15 protein-coding genes and 1 tRNA gene are annotated in these 15,617 nt (G+C 72.5%); 13 read left to right on the forward strand and 3 right to left on the reverse strand.

All coding sequences use genetic code 11. The annotated features are described in order from the left end of the window. Nucleotides 1-24: 24 nt before the first annotated feature. On the reverse strand, nt 25-1,062 hold the full coding sequence (locus tag E1262_RS18945; RefSeq protein ID WP_132104695.1) for a LacI family DNA-binding transcriptional regulator: 1,038 nt from the start codon (nt 1,060-1,062) through the stop codon (nt 25-27). A gap of 543 nt (nt 1,063-1,605) precedes the next feature. Here E1262_RS18945 and E1262_RS18950 point away from each other — a divergent pair. The 4 genes from E1262_RS18950 to E1262_RS18965 all read left to right on the forward strand — a co-directional run bounded on the left by E1262_RS18950 (nt 1,606) and on the right by E1262_RS18965 (nt 4,539). Continuing rightward, entirely contained in the window at nt 1,606-2,481 is an 876-nt protein-coding gene (locus E1262_RS18950) for a metalloregulator ArsR/SmtB family transcription factor (protein WP_132104696.1), read from the forward strand. After that, nucleotides 2,478-3,077, forward strand: a complete 600-nt coding sequence (locus E1262_RS18955; protein WP_132104697.1) for a dihydrofolate reductase family protein — start codon at nt 2,478-2,480, stop codon at nt 3,075-3,077. Before E1262_RS18950 ends, E1262_RS18955 begins: the two co-directional genes overlap by 4 nt. Nucleotides 3,078-3,641: 564 nt before the next feature. Further along, a complete protein-coding gene (gene map / locus E1262_RS18960) occupies nt 3,642-4,409 on the forward strand; it encodes a type I methionyl aminopeptidase (RefSeq protein WP_132104698.1) in 768 nt (255 codons plus the stop codon). A gap of 54 nt (nt 4,410-4,463) precedes the next feature. Next, nucleotides 4,464-4,539, forward strand: a tRNA-Arg gene (locus tag E1262_RS18965). A 40-nt stretch (nt 4,540-4,579) separates the two neighbouring features. Here the strand turns inward: E1262_RS18965 and E1262_RS18970 are convergent. Further along, on the reverse strand, nt 4,580-5,245 hold the full coding sequence (locus tag E1262_RS18970) for a hypothetical protein (protein ID WP_132104699.1): 666 nt from the start codon (nt 5,243-5,245) through the stop codon (nt 4,580-4,582). 138 nt (nt 5,246-5,383) lie between these two features. Here E1262_RS18970 and E1262_RS18975 point away from each other — a divergent pair, with 138 nt between their 5' ends. From E1262_RS18975 to E1262_RS18985, 3 genes are read left to right on the forward strand one after another with little or no spacing between them, the layout of a single operon-like run. After that, nucleotides 5,384-5,572 carry a hypothetical protein gene (locus E1262_RS18975; protein WP_132104700.1) on the forward strand — a complete coding sequence of 63 codons (189 nt, stop codon included), beginning with the start codon at nt 5,384-5,386 and terminating at the stop codon, nt 5,570-5,572. Between the two features lie 52 nt (nt 5,573-5,624). After that, on the forward strand, nt 5,625-6,092 hold the full coding sequence (locus E1262_RS18980; protein WP_132104701.1) for a MarR family winged helix-turn-helix transcriptional regulator: 468 nt from the start codon (nt 5,625-5,627) through the stop codon (nt 6,090-6,092). Beyond that, nucleotides 6,050-6,652, forward strand: coding sequence for a GNAT family N-acetyltransferase (locus tag E1262_RS18985; protein ID WP_203454035.1), 603 nt, complete (start codon nt 6,050-6,052; stop codon nt 6,650-6,652). Before E1262_RS18980 ends, E1262_RS18985 begins: the two co-directional genes overlap by 43 nt. Here E1262_RS18985 and E1262_RS18990 read toward each other — a convergent pair. After that, nucleotides 6,636-7,574, reverse strand: coding sequence for a beta-ketoacyl-ACP synthase III (locus E1262_RS18990; RefSeq protein WP_132104702.1), 939 nt, complete (start codon nt 7,572-7,574; stop codon nt 6,636-6,638). The two genes, E1262_RS18985 and E1262_RS18990, sit on opposite strands and share 17 nt — an antisense overlap. A 33-nt stretch (nt 7,575-7,607) precedes the next feature. Between E1262_RS18990 and E1262_RS18995 the strand changes: the two genes are divergently transcribed. The 6 genes from E1262_RS18995 to E1262_RS19020 all read left to right on the forward strand — a co-directional run. Next, nucleotides 7,608-8,078, forward strand: a complete 471-nt coding sequence (locus E1262_RS18995) for an OsmC family protein (RefSeq protein ID WP_132104703.1) — start codon at nt 7,608-7,610, stop codon at nt 8,076-8,078. A gap of 42 nt (nt 8,079-8,120) precedes the next feature. Next, the gene (locus E1262_RS19000; protein ID WP_203454037.1) at nt 8,121-9,107 is read left to right on the forward strand and encodes an aminoglycoside phosphotransferase family protein; all 987 of its coding nucleotides are present in this window, start codon (nt 8,121-8,123) and stop codon (nt 9,105-9,107) included. Between the two features lie 13 nt (nt 9,108-9,120). Next, nucleotides 9,121-9,414 carry a UBP-type zinc finger domain-containing protein gene (locus E1262_RS19005; protein WP_203454039.1) on the forward strand — a complete coding sequence of 98 codons (294 nt, stop codon included), beginning with the start codon at nt 9,121-9,123 and terminating at the stop codon, nt 9,412-9,414. A 312-nt stretch (nt 9,415-9,726) separates the two neighbouring features. Further along, a complete protein-coding gene (locus E1262_RS19010) occupies nt 9,727-12,138 on the forward strand; it encodes an Ig-like domain-containing protein (protein ID WP_132104706.1) in 2,412 nt (803 codons plus the stop codon). A 480-nt stretch (nt 12,139-12,618) separates the two neighbouring features. Then, a complete protein-coding gene (locus tag E1262_RS19015) occupies nt 12,619-14,859 on the forward strand; it encodes an LPXTG cell wall anchor domain-containing protein (RefSeq protein WP_132104707.1) in 2,241 nt (746 codons plus the stop codon). 145 nt (nt 14,860-15,004) lie between these two features. Beyond that, the coding region (locus E1262_RS19020) for an AraC family ligand binding domain-containing protein (protein WP_203454041.1) at nt 15,005-15,617 on the forward strand (613 nt) is incomplete at its 3' end.

Genomic DNA, 15,617 nt, shown 5'->3' on the forward strand with positions numbered 1-15,617 from the left:
AGCCCGGTGTCGTGGGTGATGTCGTCAGCGCGGAACCGGCGCGACGGTGGTGCCTGACACGACCGAGCACGGCACGACGATGCTCTGCCCGGCGCCGTCGGGGTCTTCCAGCACCTCGACCAGCGCGTCGATGGCGGTCCGGCCGATGTGGACTCGGGGGATCTGCAGGGCGACCCAGGGAGTGGTCACCTCCGGCGTCAGATCCTCGAGGACGACGACGGACAGATCGCGGGGGATGCGCAGCCCTCGGATGCGAAGCTCAGCAGCCAGCAGGTCGGCCAGCGGCAGGCTCTCGGCGACGACCGCGGTCTCGGGGCCGCGAATCAGCTCCTCGATCCACTCCGTGGTCAGGCCGGACTCGCCGCGCGCACCCGGCGAGCGGTCCTCGAGACCGAGCCGTGCGACCGCTTCGACGTAGCCGCGCCGGCGGTCCTCGTAGGGCTCCAGTCCGAACGTCGCCCGCAGGTAGGCCAGGTGATGGTGGCCCTGCTCGGCCAGCATGGCAACGATCTCGCCGGTGACGCTGAAGTAGTCGGGAACGACGCAGGGGAACTCCGCGCCGGGCACCTCGCGGCGGCCGATGTGCACGAACGGATAGCCCTCGCTCGCCAGCCGCGCGAGGTCACCCTTGTCGGTGACCGCACCAAGGAGCACGCTGCCATCGGCGATGTTCAGCCGGTTGACACCGTCCCGGTAGACCCGCCGCCGCCCATCGCTTGCGCCGGTCGACGTGAAGAGCACCAGGTCGTAGCCCAGCTCTTCGGCGCGCTCCTCGATACCGAGCAGGAACTCGAAGAAGAAGCTCTCGCGCGCGTGTGGAAATACCGGTTCGAAGGTGTGCACGCCCAGCAGCTTGTTGCGCTTGTTGCGCAGGCTCCGCGCCGACATGTTGGGGACGTAGCCGAGCTCCCTGACCGCCGCCATTACCTTGCGCCGGGTGTTCTCCGGAATCCGGGTCGCCTCGGCGCCGCCAGCGATGACCTTCGACACCGCCGACTGCGACACGCCGGCCAGCCGGGCCACGTCCGCCTGACGCGGAGCCCGTTCGCGACGCTTGGCCATGAGCCTTCCCAAAGACGATCCGCCAGGTGTTACTACGTATGACCGACGATATCCAGACCGCGAGGAGACTGTCAAAGGCGGACAGTTGGATCCTGGACAACGGGTCGCCTACGTGACGTCCTCACAGTCGTCCCGGCCTGCTGGGCCGAGGTGTCTCGGCAACGTGCGCCCACAGTGGGGGTGGCACCGCTCGGCTCGTAGAGCGCAGAGTGGATCGAACCCAGGTGTACGTGACACAGGACCTGGCCCGGCGGCTGCTGGGCTGCGGCGATGACCCCCATGGCGTGCATGACTCGCTCGCCGGCAGACCAGCCTCGCCGGAACCGTGCCTCACCGGCGTGGTCAAGGTCGGCTTGGACCGCAACTACCTCGGTCGCTGGTCGGACGATGATCCCAACCCCGAACTCGCGAGCAGACATTTCATAGTCCCGTCCCTGACGCCTGGCCCAGCGACAGCAGGTTGGTTGTGGACAAGTGGCTCGCAACCAACCACAAGCTTAGTATTCCTTGACACGAATATTCTTATCCGTGAATACTGGGATCATGGACGTGATCCTCTCCGCACTGGCCGACCCGGCCCGCTGGCGGCTTGTGCGCTTGCTGGCCGAGCGGCCCCGCTCGGTGGGCGTCCTCGCCCAACTCGCCCAGGCACGCCAGCCGCAGACGACCAAGCACCTGCAAACCCTTGAGCGCGCCGGCGTCGTCACCTCCCAGCGCAGCGGCCAGCGCCACATATACGCGCTGCGATCCGATCCCCTCCGCGACCTGGCCGCCGCGCTGGGCCAGCTCGCCGACACCGCCGACCAGGCCGCCGGCCCGCGCGCGACCTTCGACCGCTACGGGCTCACCCTCCAGGCCGAACGGCTCGCCGCGGACGAGTCGGGGTGGGCCGACGGCCGCTCCTTCCGGTTCTCCAGGCAACTGCCAGGACGCCCCGAACTCGTCTGGCGCCACCTCACCGAGCCGGCCCTGCTCGCCCGCTGGTGGACGCCCGAGGACCTGCGCGTCTCCGAGCTCGCCTTCGAGGCGCGGCCGGGTGCGCCGATCATCCATGAGTACCGCGACGCCGAGGACGCCGACGGCTCCGACCCCGTCGCCGGACGCGCCGAGGGCGTCGTCGATGAGGTGAGCCCCGGCGAGCGTCTCACCTACCGGCTCGCCCCGCTGCTGCCCGACGGCAGACGCGCCTTCACCGCCCACGTCGAGTACGACCTCCGACCCAGCGGCGCCGGCACCGTCCTCGACGTCGATCTCCGCATCGCCGACAGCACCGTCGAATCCGCAGACTTCATCGCGGGCATCGAGATCGGCTTCGGCCAGAGCCTCGACAAACTCGCGGCGACCCTCGCCGCCGACTCCCACGACAACCTCGACGCCAACGGCCTCGAGCACGACACCAACCCAAGGAGCACCGAATGACACCGCAGACCGACCGCCGCCGAGTCGTCACCAACATCGCCCTCTCGCTCGACGGCCACTACAGCGGGCTGGACCCGCAGGACATGGGGTGGGTGATGCCCTACGCCGTCACCGACGTCGCCCGCGACCACCTGACCAGCCTCTGGGAGCCGGCCACGACCGCCGTCATGGGACGGGTCAACGCCGAAGGGTTCCTCGGCTTCTGGCCCACCGTCATCGGCGCCGCCGGCGCCGACCCGCGTGACGAAGCCTTCGCGAAATGGCTGGTCGAGACCGACAAGGTGGTCTTCTCCTCCACGCTCCGCGAGGCGCCGTGGGAGCGGACCGCGATCGTCGACCGGCCGACCGCGGAGGCGATCGCGGAACTCAAAGCGACCGAGGGAGGCGACATCTTCGTGCTCTCCAGCGCGAGCGTCATCAAGGCCCTGCTGGCGGCCGACATGGTCGACCGGCTGGCGCTCACCCTCTTCCCGGTCTTCCTCGGCGGCGGGCCGCGCCTGTTCGACGACGGCCTGCCAACCGCCAAGTGGACTCTGGTGAGCGAGACCCCGGGCGAGCACGGCATGCTGTCCCTCGTCTACGACCACATCCGCTGAACCGACTGACAACTCACCCAGCGCCGGAAGGACAGCCGGTGGCGTGCTGCGGTGTTCGCATCTGCTTAGGTCAAGTCACCATCCGGGTCTCCGCGTCGTCGCAGGTCATGCCGGGGGTGCGGGTCGGTGGCGACGGCTTCCTGGAGGAGCCGGTAGAACAGCAGGCCCCGCTTGTGCGCGGTTGCGACGGAACCGGAAGGTGTACTCGTCGAGGTAGTACGGCAGCCGCTCGTTGCTGCCGCTCTCGAGCGGCGCAACGTAGCCGACCTGTCGCCATGGGAGCCTCTGCTCTGCCGCCCCTCATACGCAGCTCGCGGATGCGCATGAGAGGTGTGTGCTGCGGACAGAGCTGGGCGCCGTGTGCCCGTTGTGTGCCCGCCAGGGCGGGTCCGAGGTGCACTCCTGTGCATCGGAGTGCACGGCCGACCGAGGGCGAGATAGCACATCGACGCAGGTCACAGTGCCTCATCCTGGGTCTACGCAGGATGTTCATCTCACCTCCGATACCAATACCGGTATAGTTATCGCGGACAGTGACCGGGCGCCAGACCGCGAGGATGCCACATGATCGAGTTGAAGACCGCCGCCGAGATCGAGTCGATGCGCGCGGCCGGCCGCGTCGTGGCGGCTGTGCACGCCGAGATGCGGGCACACGCCGCCCCCGGGGTGTCGCTGGCGGAGCTGGACGAGCTGGCGCGCAAGGTCATCGACGGCGCGGGGGCGGGCTCGTCGTTCCTGGGGTACCACCCGCGATTCGGCGCCACGCCGTATCCGGGCGTCATCTGCACGTCGGTGAACGAGATCATGCTGCACGGCCTGCCGACGTCGTACCGGCTGCGCGACGGCGATCTGCTCAGCGTCGACTGCGGCGCGCACGTCGACGGCTGGCATGCCGACGCCGCGATCAGCTTCGTCGTCGGGACGGCGGCGGCCGCCGACCTGGCGCTGATCGAGACCGCCGAGCGCACGCTCGCCGCGGGCATCGCGGCAGCCCAGCCGGGCGCGCACATGGGTGACATCGGTCACGCGATGTCCGCGGTCGGCCGGGCTGCGGGGTACGGCATGCAGAACGACTTCGGCGGGCACGGCATCGGCCGGGCCATGCACGAGGAGCCGTTCGTGCCCAACGAAGGTCGGCCGGGACGCGGCCTGCGGCTGCAACCGGGGCTGGTCATCGCCATCGAGCCCAGCCTCATGGCCGGCGGCCGCGACGGCTATCACATGGCCGACGACGGATGGTCGCTCGTGACCGACGACGGCAGCCGAAGCGTGCACGTCGAGCACACCGTCGCCATCACCGAGGACGGGCCGCGCATCCTGACGCTGCCGTGAGCGGAACGGGTTCGCTCGGCGCGGCCCGGGGCTGATACCCTTTCTCAGGCCCGAGCCCGCGTAGCTCAGGGGATAGAGCGTCTGCCTCCGGAGCAGAAGGCCGTAGGTTCGAATCCTACCGCGGGCACCAGCACGTCAGCCGCCGACCAGCAGCGATATCGCAGCCGTCGTCACCGCCGGTCCCAGGTGAGGTTGACCTGCCGCACGACCAGCCGGACCAGCACCGCCAGCGCGACGACGCCGGCCGCGATGCCCACCCCGACCGCCGCCTCCGTGCCGGCGCCGAACGCGTCGCCGATCAGTCCGGCCAGCGCGCCGATCAGCACGGCGACGATGACGCTCACCAGCAGCGCGATGCTCGACAGGTACTGGCCGGCCGGGATCCGGGTGCGGCGCACGCCGTAGGTCTGCATGAGGCCGGCGACGTCCTCGCGGTGGCCCGTGATGAAGTACGGCTCCAGCTCGGGCGCCAGGTCGAGATAGCCACGCCGCAGCCGGTTCATCCCGGCGACCAGCTCGACGTCCTCGCTGTTGAGCAGGACCAGGCGGATGACTGTGGCCACGCCGATGACGACGAGCAGCGGCATCAGCACGAGCGCGAACAGGCGGAAGCCGGGGCCGAAGTCGGTGCTGTCGGCGACCAGCGCGAGCGCCACCACGGTCGCCGACACGACGGTCAGGAACCAGCTGGCCCGGCTGAAGCTCTCGCTCCAGGCCAGGTTCCGGGTGGCCAGCAGACTCCAGTGCTCGGTCGACAGGATCTGCGCCCGCACGGGCAGGGGAGCCGGCTCCCGGACGGGGACGGCGGGCTGCTCGTCGGCGGAGGGATCGGGCACGGCGCGCTCCTGTTCTGCCGCCGCGACCTCGGCGGCCTCGCCCCACACCCTAAGGGCGCCATCGGAACGAAGGCGTCGTCTCACCCATTGAGCCGTTCCGCGCGCGAGCTCGCGCCGCCGCCGCTAACGTCGTGGTGCGTGGACGTCGCTCGTTATCGTGCCCACTGTCCCACCTGCCCGTGGACCAGCCGCGATTTCTCCCGCTACTCGACCGCCGAGAACGCTGCCCGCGCGCACGCGGACGAGAAGAACCATGCTTCCCACGTGATCGACCAGTACGGCTTACGGGTGACGGGGTCGACGGTACGGCCCGGCGAAGAGATCTGACTGTAAAACCGCAGATCAGGCATCTTTCCGACCCCTACCCTACGCTGGGGCCATGGCCGTCACGCGCACGGCCGGCCAAGACCTCGCCGGCCTGGTGCTCCCGCTCGCCAAGGCGCTCACCGCGTTGGAGTCGTCCGTCGCGCGCCGCCACGGCCTGACGTCGTGGCAGTGCGCCATCCTGCGCGCGGCCGCGGAGCCGCCGGGACGCACGCAGCGCGAGATCGTCGGCGCCATCGGCTACGACCGCAACCGCATCGTCGCCGACCTCGACGACCTCGAGCGGCGGGCGCTGCTGTTCCGCCGCGTCGACGACCTCGACCGCCGGTCCAACCGCATCGAGGTGACGCCGGCCGGACGGCGGCTGGCCCGGGCCACGACGCGCGAGCTGCGGGCCGGGACGGACGACCTGCTGGCGGCGGTCGGCCCGGGCGACGAGCGCGAGACGGTGCTCCGCGGGCTCGCAACGCTGCGCGACCGGTGCGCCGACGACGCCTGGTGCACGGCCTGGCTGCGGTCGTGACGCTCACGTTCCGGCCGGTCACCCGGGCCGACTTCGCGCTGCTGCGCCGCTGGCTCGAGCAGCCGCACGTCGCCCGTTGGTGGAACCACGCGACCACGTCCGAGGCGCTGGACCGCGACTTCGGCGGCACCGCCGACGGCACCGAGCCGGGCGAGGACCTGCTGGCGTTGGACGACGGCGAACCGGTCGGGCTGGTGCAGCGCTCCCGGCTGGTCGACTTCGCCGACTACCGCGACGAGTTCGCCGCGCTCACCGACGTGCCTGACGGCGCGGTGACCATCGACTACCTGGTCGGCGACCCCGGCCGGGTCGGCCGCGGCCTTGGCACGGCGATGATCCGCGCCGTCGTCGCGGACACCTGGCGGGCGTACCCGCGGGCGCCCGCGGTGCTGGTCGCCGTCGTCGCCGCCAACGCGCGGTCGTGGCGCGCGCTGGAGCGGGCCGGGTTCCGCCGCGTCGCCGAGGGCCCCATGAATCCGGACAACCCGGTCGACGACCCGCTCCACTACGTCTATCGCCTGGACCGGCCGGACACCGGCACCGTCACGGGCAGCGGATGACCAGCCCCGCGTAGGACAGCCCGCCACCGAACCCGAACAGCAGGACCGGCGCGCCGGACGGCACCTCGCGCCGCTCGACCAGCTTGGAGAGCGCGATCGGGATGCTCGCCGCCGACGTGTTCCCCGACTCGACGACGTCGCGAGCGACGACGGCGTTCACCGCGCCGAGGCGCGCGGCCAGCGGCTCGATGATGCGCAGGTTCGCCTGGTGCAGGACCACGCCGCCCAGGTCCTCCGGCGCGACGCCGCTGCGCTCGCAGACCAGCCGGGCGATCCGCGGCAGCTCACTGGTGGCCCAGCGGAACACCGACTGGCCCTCCTGCCCGAACGTGCCGGGACGGCCCTCGATGCGCACCGCGTTCGACATCTCCGGCACCGAGCCCCACGTGACCGGGCCGACCTCGGGCTCGTCGGCAGCCACCAGCACGACCGCGCCGGCGCCGTCCCCGACCAGCACACAGGTCGAGCGGTCGGCCCAATCGGTGAAGTCGGTCAGCTTCTCCGACCCGATCACCAGCGCCCGGGTGGCGGCGCCGGCCCGGATGGCGTGGTCGGCGGTGGCCAGCGCGTGGGTGAACCCGGAGCAGGCGGTGTTGACGTCGATGGCGGCCGGCGTCGTCATGCCCAGCCGCGCCGCGACCCGGGCGGCCATGTTCGGCGAGCGGTCGATGGCGGTGCAGGTGGCGACCACCAGGTAGTCGATGTCGGCGGGAGCGAGGCCGGCGTTGGCCAGAGCCTTCGCCGCGGCCTGCGCGGCCATGGCATCGACGGTCTCGTCGTCGGCGGCGATGCGGCGGGTCTCGATGCCCACGCGGGAACGGATCCACTCGTCGCTGGTGTCGACCATGGTGGCCAGCTCGGCGTTGGTGAGGACGCGCTCGGGCTGGTAGTGGCCGACGGCGACCACGCGAGAGCCTGTCATGCTCGCAGCGTAGTCACCCACGGAGGAGCGCCGATGACGAGGCACCAGTACACGACCACAGTCCGCTGGACCGGGAACCAGGGCACCGGCACGGCGTCGTACCGCGGCTACTCCCGGGCACACGCCATCGAGGCCGGCGGCCGGCCGGTGCTGGCGGGCAGCTCGGACCCGGCGTTCCGCGGCGAGGCGGACCGGTGGAACCCGGAGCTGCTGTTCGTCGCCGCCCTCTCGGAGTGCCACATGCTGCAGTACCTGCACCTGTGCGCGGTCGGCGGAGTCGTGGTGGTCGGGTACGAGGACACCGCCGGCGGCACGATGGAGATGACCCCCGACGGCGGCGGCGCGTTCACCGAGGTGGTGCTCCGCCCGGTCGTCACCGTCGCCGACGCGGGCATGGTGGACGAGGCGACGGCGCTGCACGAGCGCGCGCACGAGCTGTGCTTCCTGGCCTCGTCGGTGCGGATGCCGGTGCGGCACGAGCCGACACTGGCCGTGGCCGGGTAATTCGCTGGCGGGTCCCGGCGGCGGGCGCCTACGGTCCTGCTCGTGCCCGGTTTGGACGACCTCCGCGACTGGATCAGCGCCGACTTCGGCATCCTGTTCAGCGAGGTGACGGCGATCGGCCACGGTGCCGACGCGGCAGCCTCGGTCTGGCTGGTCAGGGCGGGCGCGGCGCGGTACGCCGTGAAGTGGACCGGCGGCGGCTCGGCGGCCGGCCTGCTGCTACCGGCGCGGCTTGCCGAGCTGGGGGTCGACGGCGTCCCGGCGCCCGTCCGGACGCTCGGTCGTGCGCTGTGGAGCGAGCGCGACGGCCGGCGGCTGTCGCTGCAACCGTGGGTGTCCGACGTCCGCGCGGTCGACGCCGTTATGACGCCCGTGCAGTGGACGGCCTACGGCGCGCTGCTCGCGCGGGTGCACGCGGTGCCTCCTGCGGACCCCGTTGTGGGCGGGCTGCCGGTCGAGGACCACCGGCCGGACGCGGTGCTGGCCGCCACGGCGGCGGTGACGGCGCGGCTGGCGGACGGCGACGGCGACGACCTGGTCCGCGAGCTGCGCGGGGACTGGCGCGGCGGCGCGGAGCTGCTTGGGGCTCTGACCGCGCGGGCCGCAGTGTTGGGCGCTCGGCTGCGCGACCGGCCGGCCCGCGCGGTGGTATGCCACACTGACGGTCACCTGGGCAACGTGCTGCTCGGCGACGACGGCGCGGTCTGGCTGATCGACTGGGACGACGCGACGCTCGCCCCGCCCGAGCGCGACCTGATGTTCGTAGTCGGCGGGCTGCCGGGCTACGCCCCGGTCGGCCAGCGGGAGATCGGCTGGTTCGCCGCGGGCTACGGCGAGGTCGAGGTCGACGCGGACCGCCTGGCCTACTACCGGGCCGTCCGCGCGCTCGGCGACGTCACCGAGTTCGCGGCGGCGATCCTCGACCCGGCCGGCGAGCGCGCGGACCGCGAGTTCGCGCTGTCCGTCGTCCCCGGCGAGCTGGCCGGACGCGGGCTGGCCGGGCTCGCCGTCGGTGACGGGGGTGCGTGAGAGCATGACGGCCATGAGGACCTGTTCGCACCTGGACACCGTCCGCGACGTCACGCCGTCGGGCGACGGCTGCGTGGAGTGCCTGCGCGACGGCGGCCGCTGGGTACACCTGCGGCTGTGCATGGCCTGCGGGCACGTGGGCTGCTGCAACAGCTCGCCGGGCAAGCACGCGACGGCGCACACCCACGAGCACGCCGACCACCCGATCATCCGGTCGTTCGAGCCGGGCGAGGACTGGTGGTACTGCTACCCCGACGAGTTGACATTCGAGGTCGAGGGCCAGGAGCCCGCGCCGTCACACCCGTGAGTCGTTGACGATCACGATGTGACAGCGGACGTGCGCCCTACGCCCAGGCGGCCATGTTGATCATGGAGAAAGTCGGATTCCGAGGCGGCCCAGAGCCGCCTTTCTCCTTGATCAACGTGGCTGGGGCCGGGGTCGTGACGCGGGCGGACGATGCCGGGTCGCCCGTACGGGTGATTCTTGACACATCAACGGCCGGGCCAGGCTCCCCATGGGTAACCTCGGTCGGCGGAGCGGCCTATAGTGCCGCCGAGCAGCGATTCGACCGGTTCATCCGGTTCGTGGGACTTCGGTCGGAAGGGAAGCGCGACGCCGGTGGACGGAACCTCGTTCAGCCGCCGTGTCCGTGCCGCCCTCGGCGCCGGCGCCGCGCTCGCGGCCACCGGCGGCGCGCTCGCCGCGCCCGCCGCGGCCCTCGAGGTCGACACCGCGCCCGCCGCGCCCGAGGTCCGGATGCGCGCGTTCGATCCCGCCGACTTCGCCGACCGGGCCGCCGCGCTGCCGGCCGGCCTGACCGAGGCGATCCGGCGCGACCTGGGCCAGTCGCCCGAGGAGTATCTGGCGACGGCGGCGGCCGCACGGCTGGCCGGCGAGGTCGTCGGCTCGCTGGGCGACATGGTCCGTTCGGCCTGGCTGGAGGGCCAGACGCTGCACGTCGCCGTCGACGACCGCGGCGCCGCGATCGCCGCACGCACCACGGGCGCGCAGGTGCAGGTCGGCGACGTGCTGACCGACGCGCTGGCCGCCGCGCGAGCGCAGGACAAGCTGGCCTACATCGACCGGGCGGCCGAGCGGGTCGTCGCGATCGGCGCGGAGGTCCGCGGCGAGCCGGTCGGCCAGGTGCGGCTGTCCGCCCGCAGCCGCGACGGCGACCACCGCGGCGGCGCCGGGCTCGCCGTCCGCACCCCGCTCGCCGACTACCACTGCTCCACCGCGTTCGCCGGCACCGACACCGGCGGCGAGCCGCGGCTGCTCACCGCCGGCCATTGCGGCGCCGGGACCGACGGCCCGTTCACCTCGGGCGTCGACGAGCTCGCGCCGGACGCGCCGCTGTCGGGCGGCCCCGTGGCCTGGCCCGGCCTGATCGGCGATGCCATCGGCGAGTACGTCCCGGACAGCGTGACCTTCGGCGACGGGCGCGACGCCGCGCTGATCTCCGTCGACGGCGACGTGCGGCCGGAAGTGGCCGGCTGGAGCCCGGGCGCCGGCGACGATCCCGCGCTCACCGTCCACGACTCCGTCAGCGCCGTGGCCGGCGCGCCGGTCTGCGCCGCCGGCGTCGCGTCGGGCTGGACCTGCGGGTACGTGCTGGACGCGCGGACCACCGTGCCGGTGAGCGGCCAGTCCGTCACCGGCTTCCTGTTCGACGCCTGCGTGCTGCCCGGCGACAGCGGCGGCGCCGTCACCGTCGGGACGTACGCACTCGGGCTGAGCTCCGGCTCCACCTGGCCGGGTCCGTCCTGCGCCGACGGCGCCCCGGCCGCGGGCGGCGACGACGTCAGCGTCGGGTACGCGCTCACCGGCGTCGACTCGGTCGAAGCGCTGTACGGCTCGGGCTGGGACCTTGCCGTCCAGGTGGGTGCGCCCGAGGTGACCGCGCCCGGCGACGACGCCACCACCGGCTCCAGGCCCACGATCACCGGCTCGGCGGACGCCGCGGCCGGCGCCGTCGTGACGGTCCGGATCGAGAACGGGCCGGAGCTGGAGGCGCGGGTCGGCGCGGACGGCCGGTGGAGCGTGCCGGTCGGCACGCCGCTCGATCCGGGGACTTACGCGTACACGGCCCGCACGTCGCTCCGCCCCGCGACCAGCGACCGAACCATCACGTCGGAGGAGACCACCGGCGAGTTCGAGGTCGCCGAGCAGGCCGGCATCGGCGTGAGCTGGCCCGCCCCCGGCCACGTCAGCCCTGAGGGACGGCTCGACTTCGAGGGCACCGGCGAGCCCGGCGCCACCGTCACGTTGACCATCGGTGGCGAGGAACTCGCCCGCACGACTGTCCGCGAGGACGGCACCTGGAAGCTGCGCGCCGGCTCCCCCCGCCCAGCCGGCCGGTTCGACGCCGTGCTGACGCAGCATCTCGCCGACGCCGCGGCGATCGCGGCCGAGGCGGACGGACCGGAGGGGGACGCGGCCGGCGGCGAGGCGGCCGGGACGGCCCCGGCCACGCCGGGATCCGCGGCCACTGGCTCGGGCGAGACGGGCGCCGGCAGCGCTGACACCGAGGCGCCGGAGTCCGGCACGGCCACGGACGCGACGGTCACCGTCACCAACGTCGGCGTGGCGCCGAGCGCGCCGGCGGTGAGCGCGCCGTCCGGCCGGATCTCCGCCACCGACGCCGGCACGCTCAGCGGTGCCGGTCTTCCCGGCGCCGCCGTGTCGGTCCGCGTCGCGGCCGCCGGGTCCGACGTCGCCGCCGCGCCGGAGCTGCGGGCCGAGGCCGGCGCCGACGGCGCGTGGACGATCCAGCTGGACTCCCCGCTGACCGCCGGCCGGCACGTCATCGTCGCCACCCAGTCCGTCGACGACCTCACCTCCGAGCCGTCGAACCCGGTCATCGTCGAGGTCACCGAGACGGCCCGCTCCGGCGGCGGCATCGGCAGCGCCACAGACGTGAGCGCCGACGACGACGGCCTGCCCAGCGGTGTCCTGGCCGCGGCGGCGGGCGTCCTGGCCGCAGCCGTCGCGGCCGCGATCGCCTGGCGCCGTCGCCGCGCGACCGGCTGAGCCTGGCGCCGGCCGCCGCCGGCCGGCCTACGGACCCCATCAGTCACAACAGCACCACACGCCCCACGCCCTCTATACGCGCGCCATATGGCCGCCCACATGTCGCGCTCCGGCACCCCGGCCCGGCCGACCCGGAGGCCGCTCGTCGACCCGCGTCCCCCGTGCCACCGCTCCGGCGGACTCGGATGACGCGGCTGCCGACGGACCCCGCGACACGCCGTACGACCTGCACATCTCTTCGTGACACCGGCCGTCAACACGGCAGTAGCGTCCGATTTGCACTATTCACCACTTGAGCATTCAAATTTCTCGTCACAGAGAGTGATGTCGGACATTAGCCCTGATAGGTGCCGAGTACTTGAATATGCGGCAGAACGGTGCTGTAGGGTGACACAGGCTCCGGGGTGCCGTCGGCAAGTCCCACCGCTGGCGGAGCACCGGGTCCATTCCATGTCAATGACATTTCATTTTGGAGTAACTGTGAGCACAGCCCTGCTGCGCCGTCGCGGCGCTGCACGGGTCTCCGGTGTGCTGGGCGTCTGCGCTCTTGTGAGCACGGGCGTCGTCATCTCCTCCACGGCCGCATCGGCCGAGGAGGAGACCGTCACCGAGACCCTGCAGACGTTCGCCGCGGAGGCGTTCGCCCCCCAGGCCGACGAGCTCCCAACCGGCCTTGTGGAGGCCATCCAGCGCGACCTCGGCATCTCCGCCGAGGAGTACCTCGCCAACGCGGCGGCCGCCAAGGTCGCCGCTGACGTGTCCGCTCAGCTCGTCGAGGCCGGGGTCGACATCAACGCCACGGTCATCGACGGCCAGGACGTCACCCTGTACGTCGAGGCGGAGGCCGACGTCGCCGCCGCCGAGGCGGTCGGCGCCAAGGTCGAGATCGGCTCGCCGCCCGACGAGCACGACTACTCCGACTACGACTTCGAGCCCAAGGTCGACCACAAGGGCGGCTACGGCTTCTTCACACAGGCCGACGAGACCAGTGGCTTCCGCTGCTCGGTCGGCTTCAGCGGCTACACGCCCGACGGCGACGACCGCTTCCTGACCGCGGGTCACTGCGGCCTGGATAGCGAGACGTACGAGCAGCTGGCAGGTCCGGTGTACCACCTGCCGCTCGAGGCCCCGATCGGCCCGCCGCCGCAGGGCGAGGACCCGCCGCCGCTCAACATCGGCGACGAGATCGGCGACATCACCGACGGCTCGATGCACTTCGGCCCGGAGTTCGAGAACTATGACGCCGGCCTGGTCGACATCACCAACCCCGACTTCAACGGCATCCCGCAGGTCGCTGGTTGGGCCGGCGGCCAGGGCAACCCGGACGAGAACTCCATCACCATCTACGACAGCATCGACGCCGTCGTCGGCGCCGAGGCCTGCAAGTCGGGGTCGACCTCCGGCTGGACCTGCGGCACCATCGAGACCGCCGAGCAGACCGTCGACTTCAACACTGGTGAGAGGGTCACGGGCTTCATCTTCGACGCCTGCATGCTGGGCGGCGACAGCGGCGGCTCGATCATCGTGGGCAACTACGCCCTGGGCGTGAACTCGGGCTCGGACTTCGGCCCCGACTGCGACACCGGCTCCTTCGGCATCGGCTTCGCGGTCTCCGGCGGCCAGTACAACGCGCTGGACGTCCTGGGCGACCAGTGGGAGCTCAACGTCGCGGTGAACACGCCGTCCGTCACCGCTCCGGAGGACGGCGGCGAGTCCGGCCAGTCCGTCACCTTCGAGGGCACGGTCGAGGGCGCCGGCACCAACCACCGCGTCACCGTCTCCGTCGACGGCGGCGAGCCGGTCGAGGGTGAGGTCACGGCCGAGGGCGCGTTCTCCGTGGCGCTCCCGGAGGACCTCGAGCCGGGCGAGCACACCTACGCGGTTCAGGCGTTCTACGGCAACCACTCGCAGTCCGAGGTCGCCGAGGGCTCGTGGACGGTCACCGAGGCGCCGCCGGTCGAGGAGCTCGCCGTCGACTCGCCGAGCGAGGGCCAGACCACCGGCAACGCGCGTCCGGAGTTCTCCGGCACCGGCCAGCCCGGCGCCACCGTCACCCTGGCGGTCGGCGACACCGAGTACGGCACGGCCGAGGTCGGCGAGGACGGCGCCTGGGCGATCACCCCCGGCAGCGACCTGCCGGTCGGCGTGCGGTTCGACGCCGTCGTGACGCAGACCTTCGAGGAGGACACTCAGGAGGTCACCGTCGCGGACCTCGGCATCGAGGCGGCCGACGTCACGATCACGGCGCCCGAGGACGGCTCGACCGTCGCCGGTGACGTGGTCTTCGAGGGCACCTCGTTCGGCGGGGCCACCATCGGCCTGCTGCTCGAGCAGGCGGCCGACGCCGCTGCCGACCCGCAGCCGCGCCTGGGCCTGCGCGCCGAGGGCGAGGACGACGTCGAGGAGTGGGCCGGCGAGTTCGAGATCGACGACGCCGGCAACTGGACGTTCGACCCGGCCGAGGACCTGCCGGAGGGTGAGTACACCATCACCGCTCAGGCGACCCTCGAGGGCGGCGACCCCGAGCTGTCCGACTCCGAGGCCGTGGCCACGTTCACCGTGGCGAACGGCGACGACGACGGCAACGGCGAGGACGGTGACGAGGACCTTCCCGACACCGGTTCGTCCGGCACCACCTGGATGATCGTCGGCGGCGTCGCGCTGCTGCTGGCCGGCGGCGCTGCGGTGGCCGTCCGGGCCCGCCGCAACACCACCGCCTGATCATCGGGTAGACGCACCACCAGCTGAACCGAGTGGCCCCGGCCCCGCCTCGTGCGGGGTACGGGGCCACTCGTCGTTACGGAATCGTGATGCCGCCGTCGCTGTCACTCTCGGTGACGACCACCGCTCAGCTAGGTTGGACGGCGTGACCTCGCCCACGCGGCCCGACGCGACGGGCCTGCTCCGCCGCGACGTGCTGCTCGAGTGGTATCGCTACCCGCCCGGCCCGCCGGTCACCATCCCGCGGCACACGCACGACGGCTACCAACTCAACCTCAACCTCCACCTGCCCGGCGGCATCCGCTATCGGGGCGAGTACCACGTCGTCCCGGCCCGGCGGCTCACCGTCGTCATGCCCGGCGAGGCGCACACCCCCATCGACCCGGACCACCGCGAGCGCGACTCCGAGCACCTCGTCCTCTACGTCGCCCCGGACGCGCTCGCCGCCGCGGCCGCCGAGATCGCCGGCCGGCCCGCCAGGCTTCCGTCCTTCCGCGACCTCGCCATCGCCGACGCGCACACCGTCGCCCGGTTCGCCCGCATGCACGCGGCGTTGGCCGGCGCCCCCGCCACGGCCTCGGTGCTCGACCAGGATGTGCGGCTGCTCGGCTTCGTCAGAGGGCTGCTGCACCGGCATGCCCGCGTCCCCGCCGGCCAACGCCGACGCGCACACCGTCGCCCGGTTCGCCCGCATGCACGCGGCGTTGGCCGGCCGGCGATCTCGGCGGCCGCGGCGGCGAGCGCGTCCGGGGCGACGT

It is taken from the genome of Jiangella aurantiaca (assembly GCF_004349105.1).
Taxonomy (GTDB): Bacteria; Actinomycetota; Actinomycetes; order Jiangellales; family Jiangellaceae; genus Jiangella; species Jiangella aurantiaca.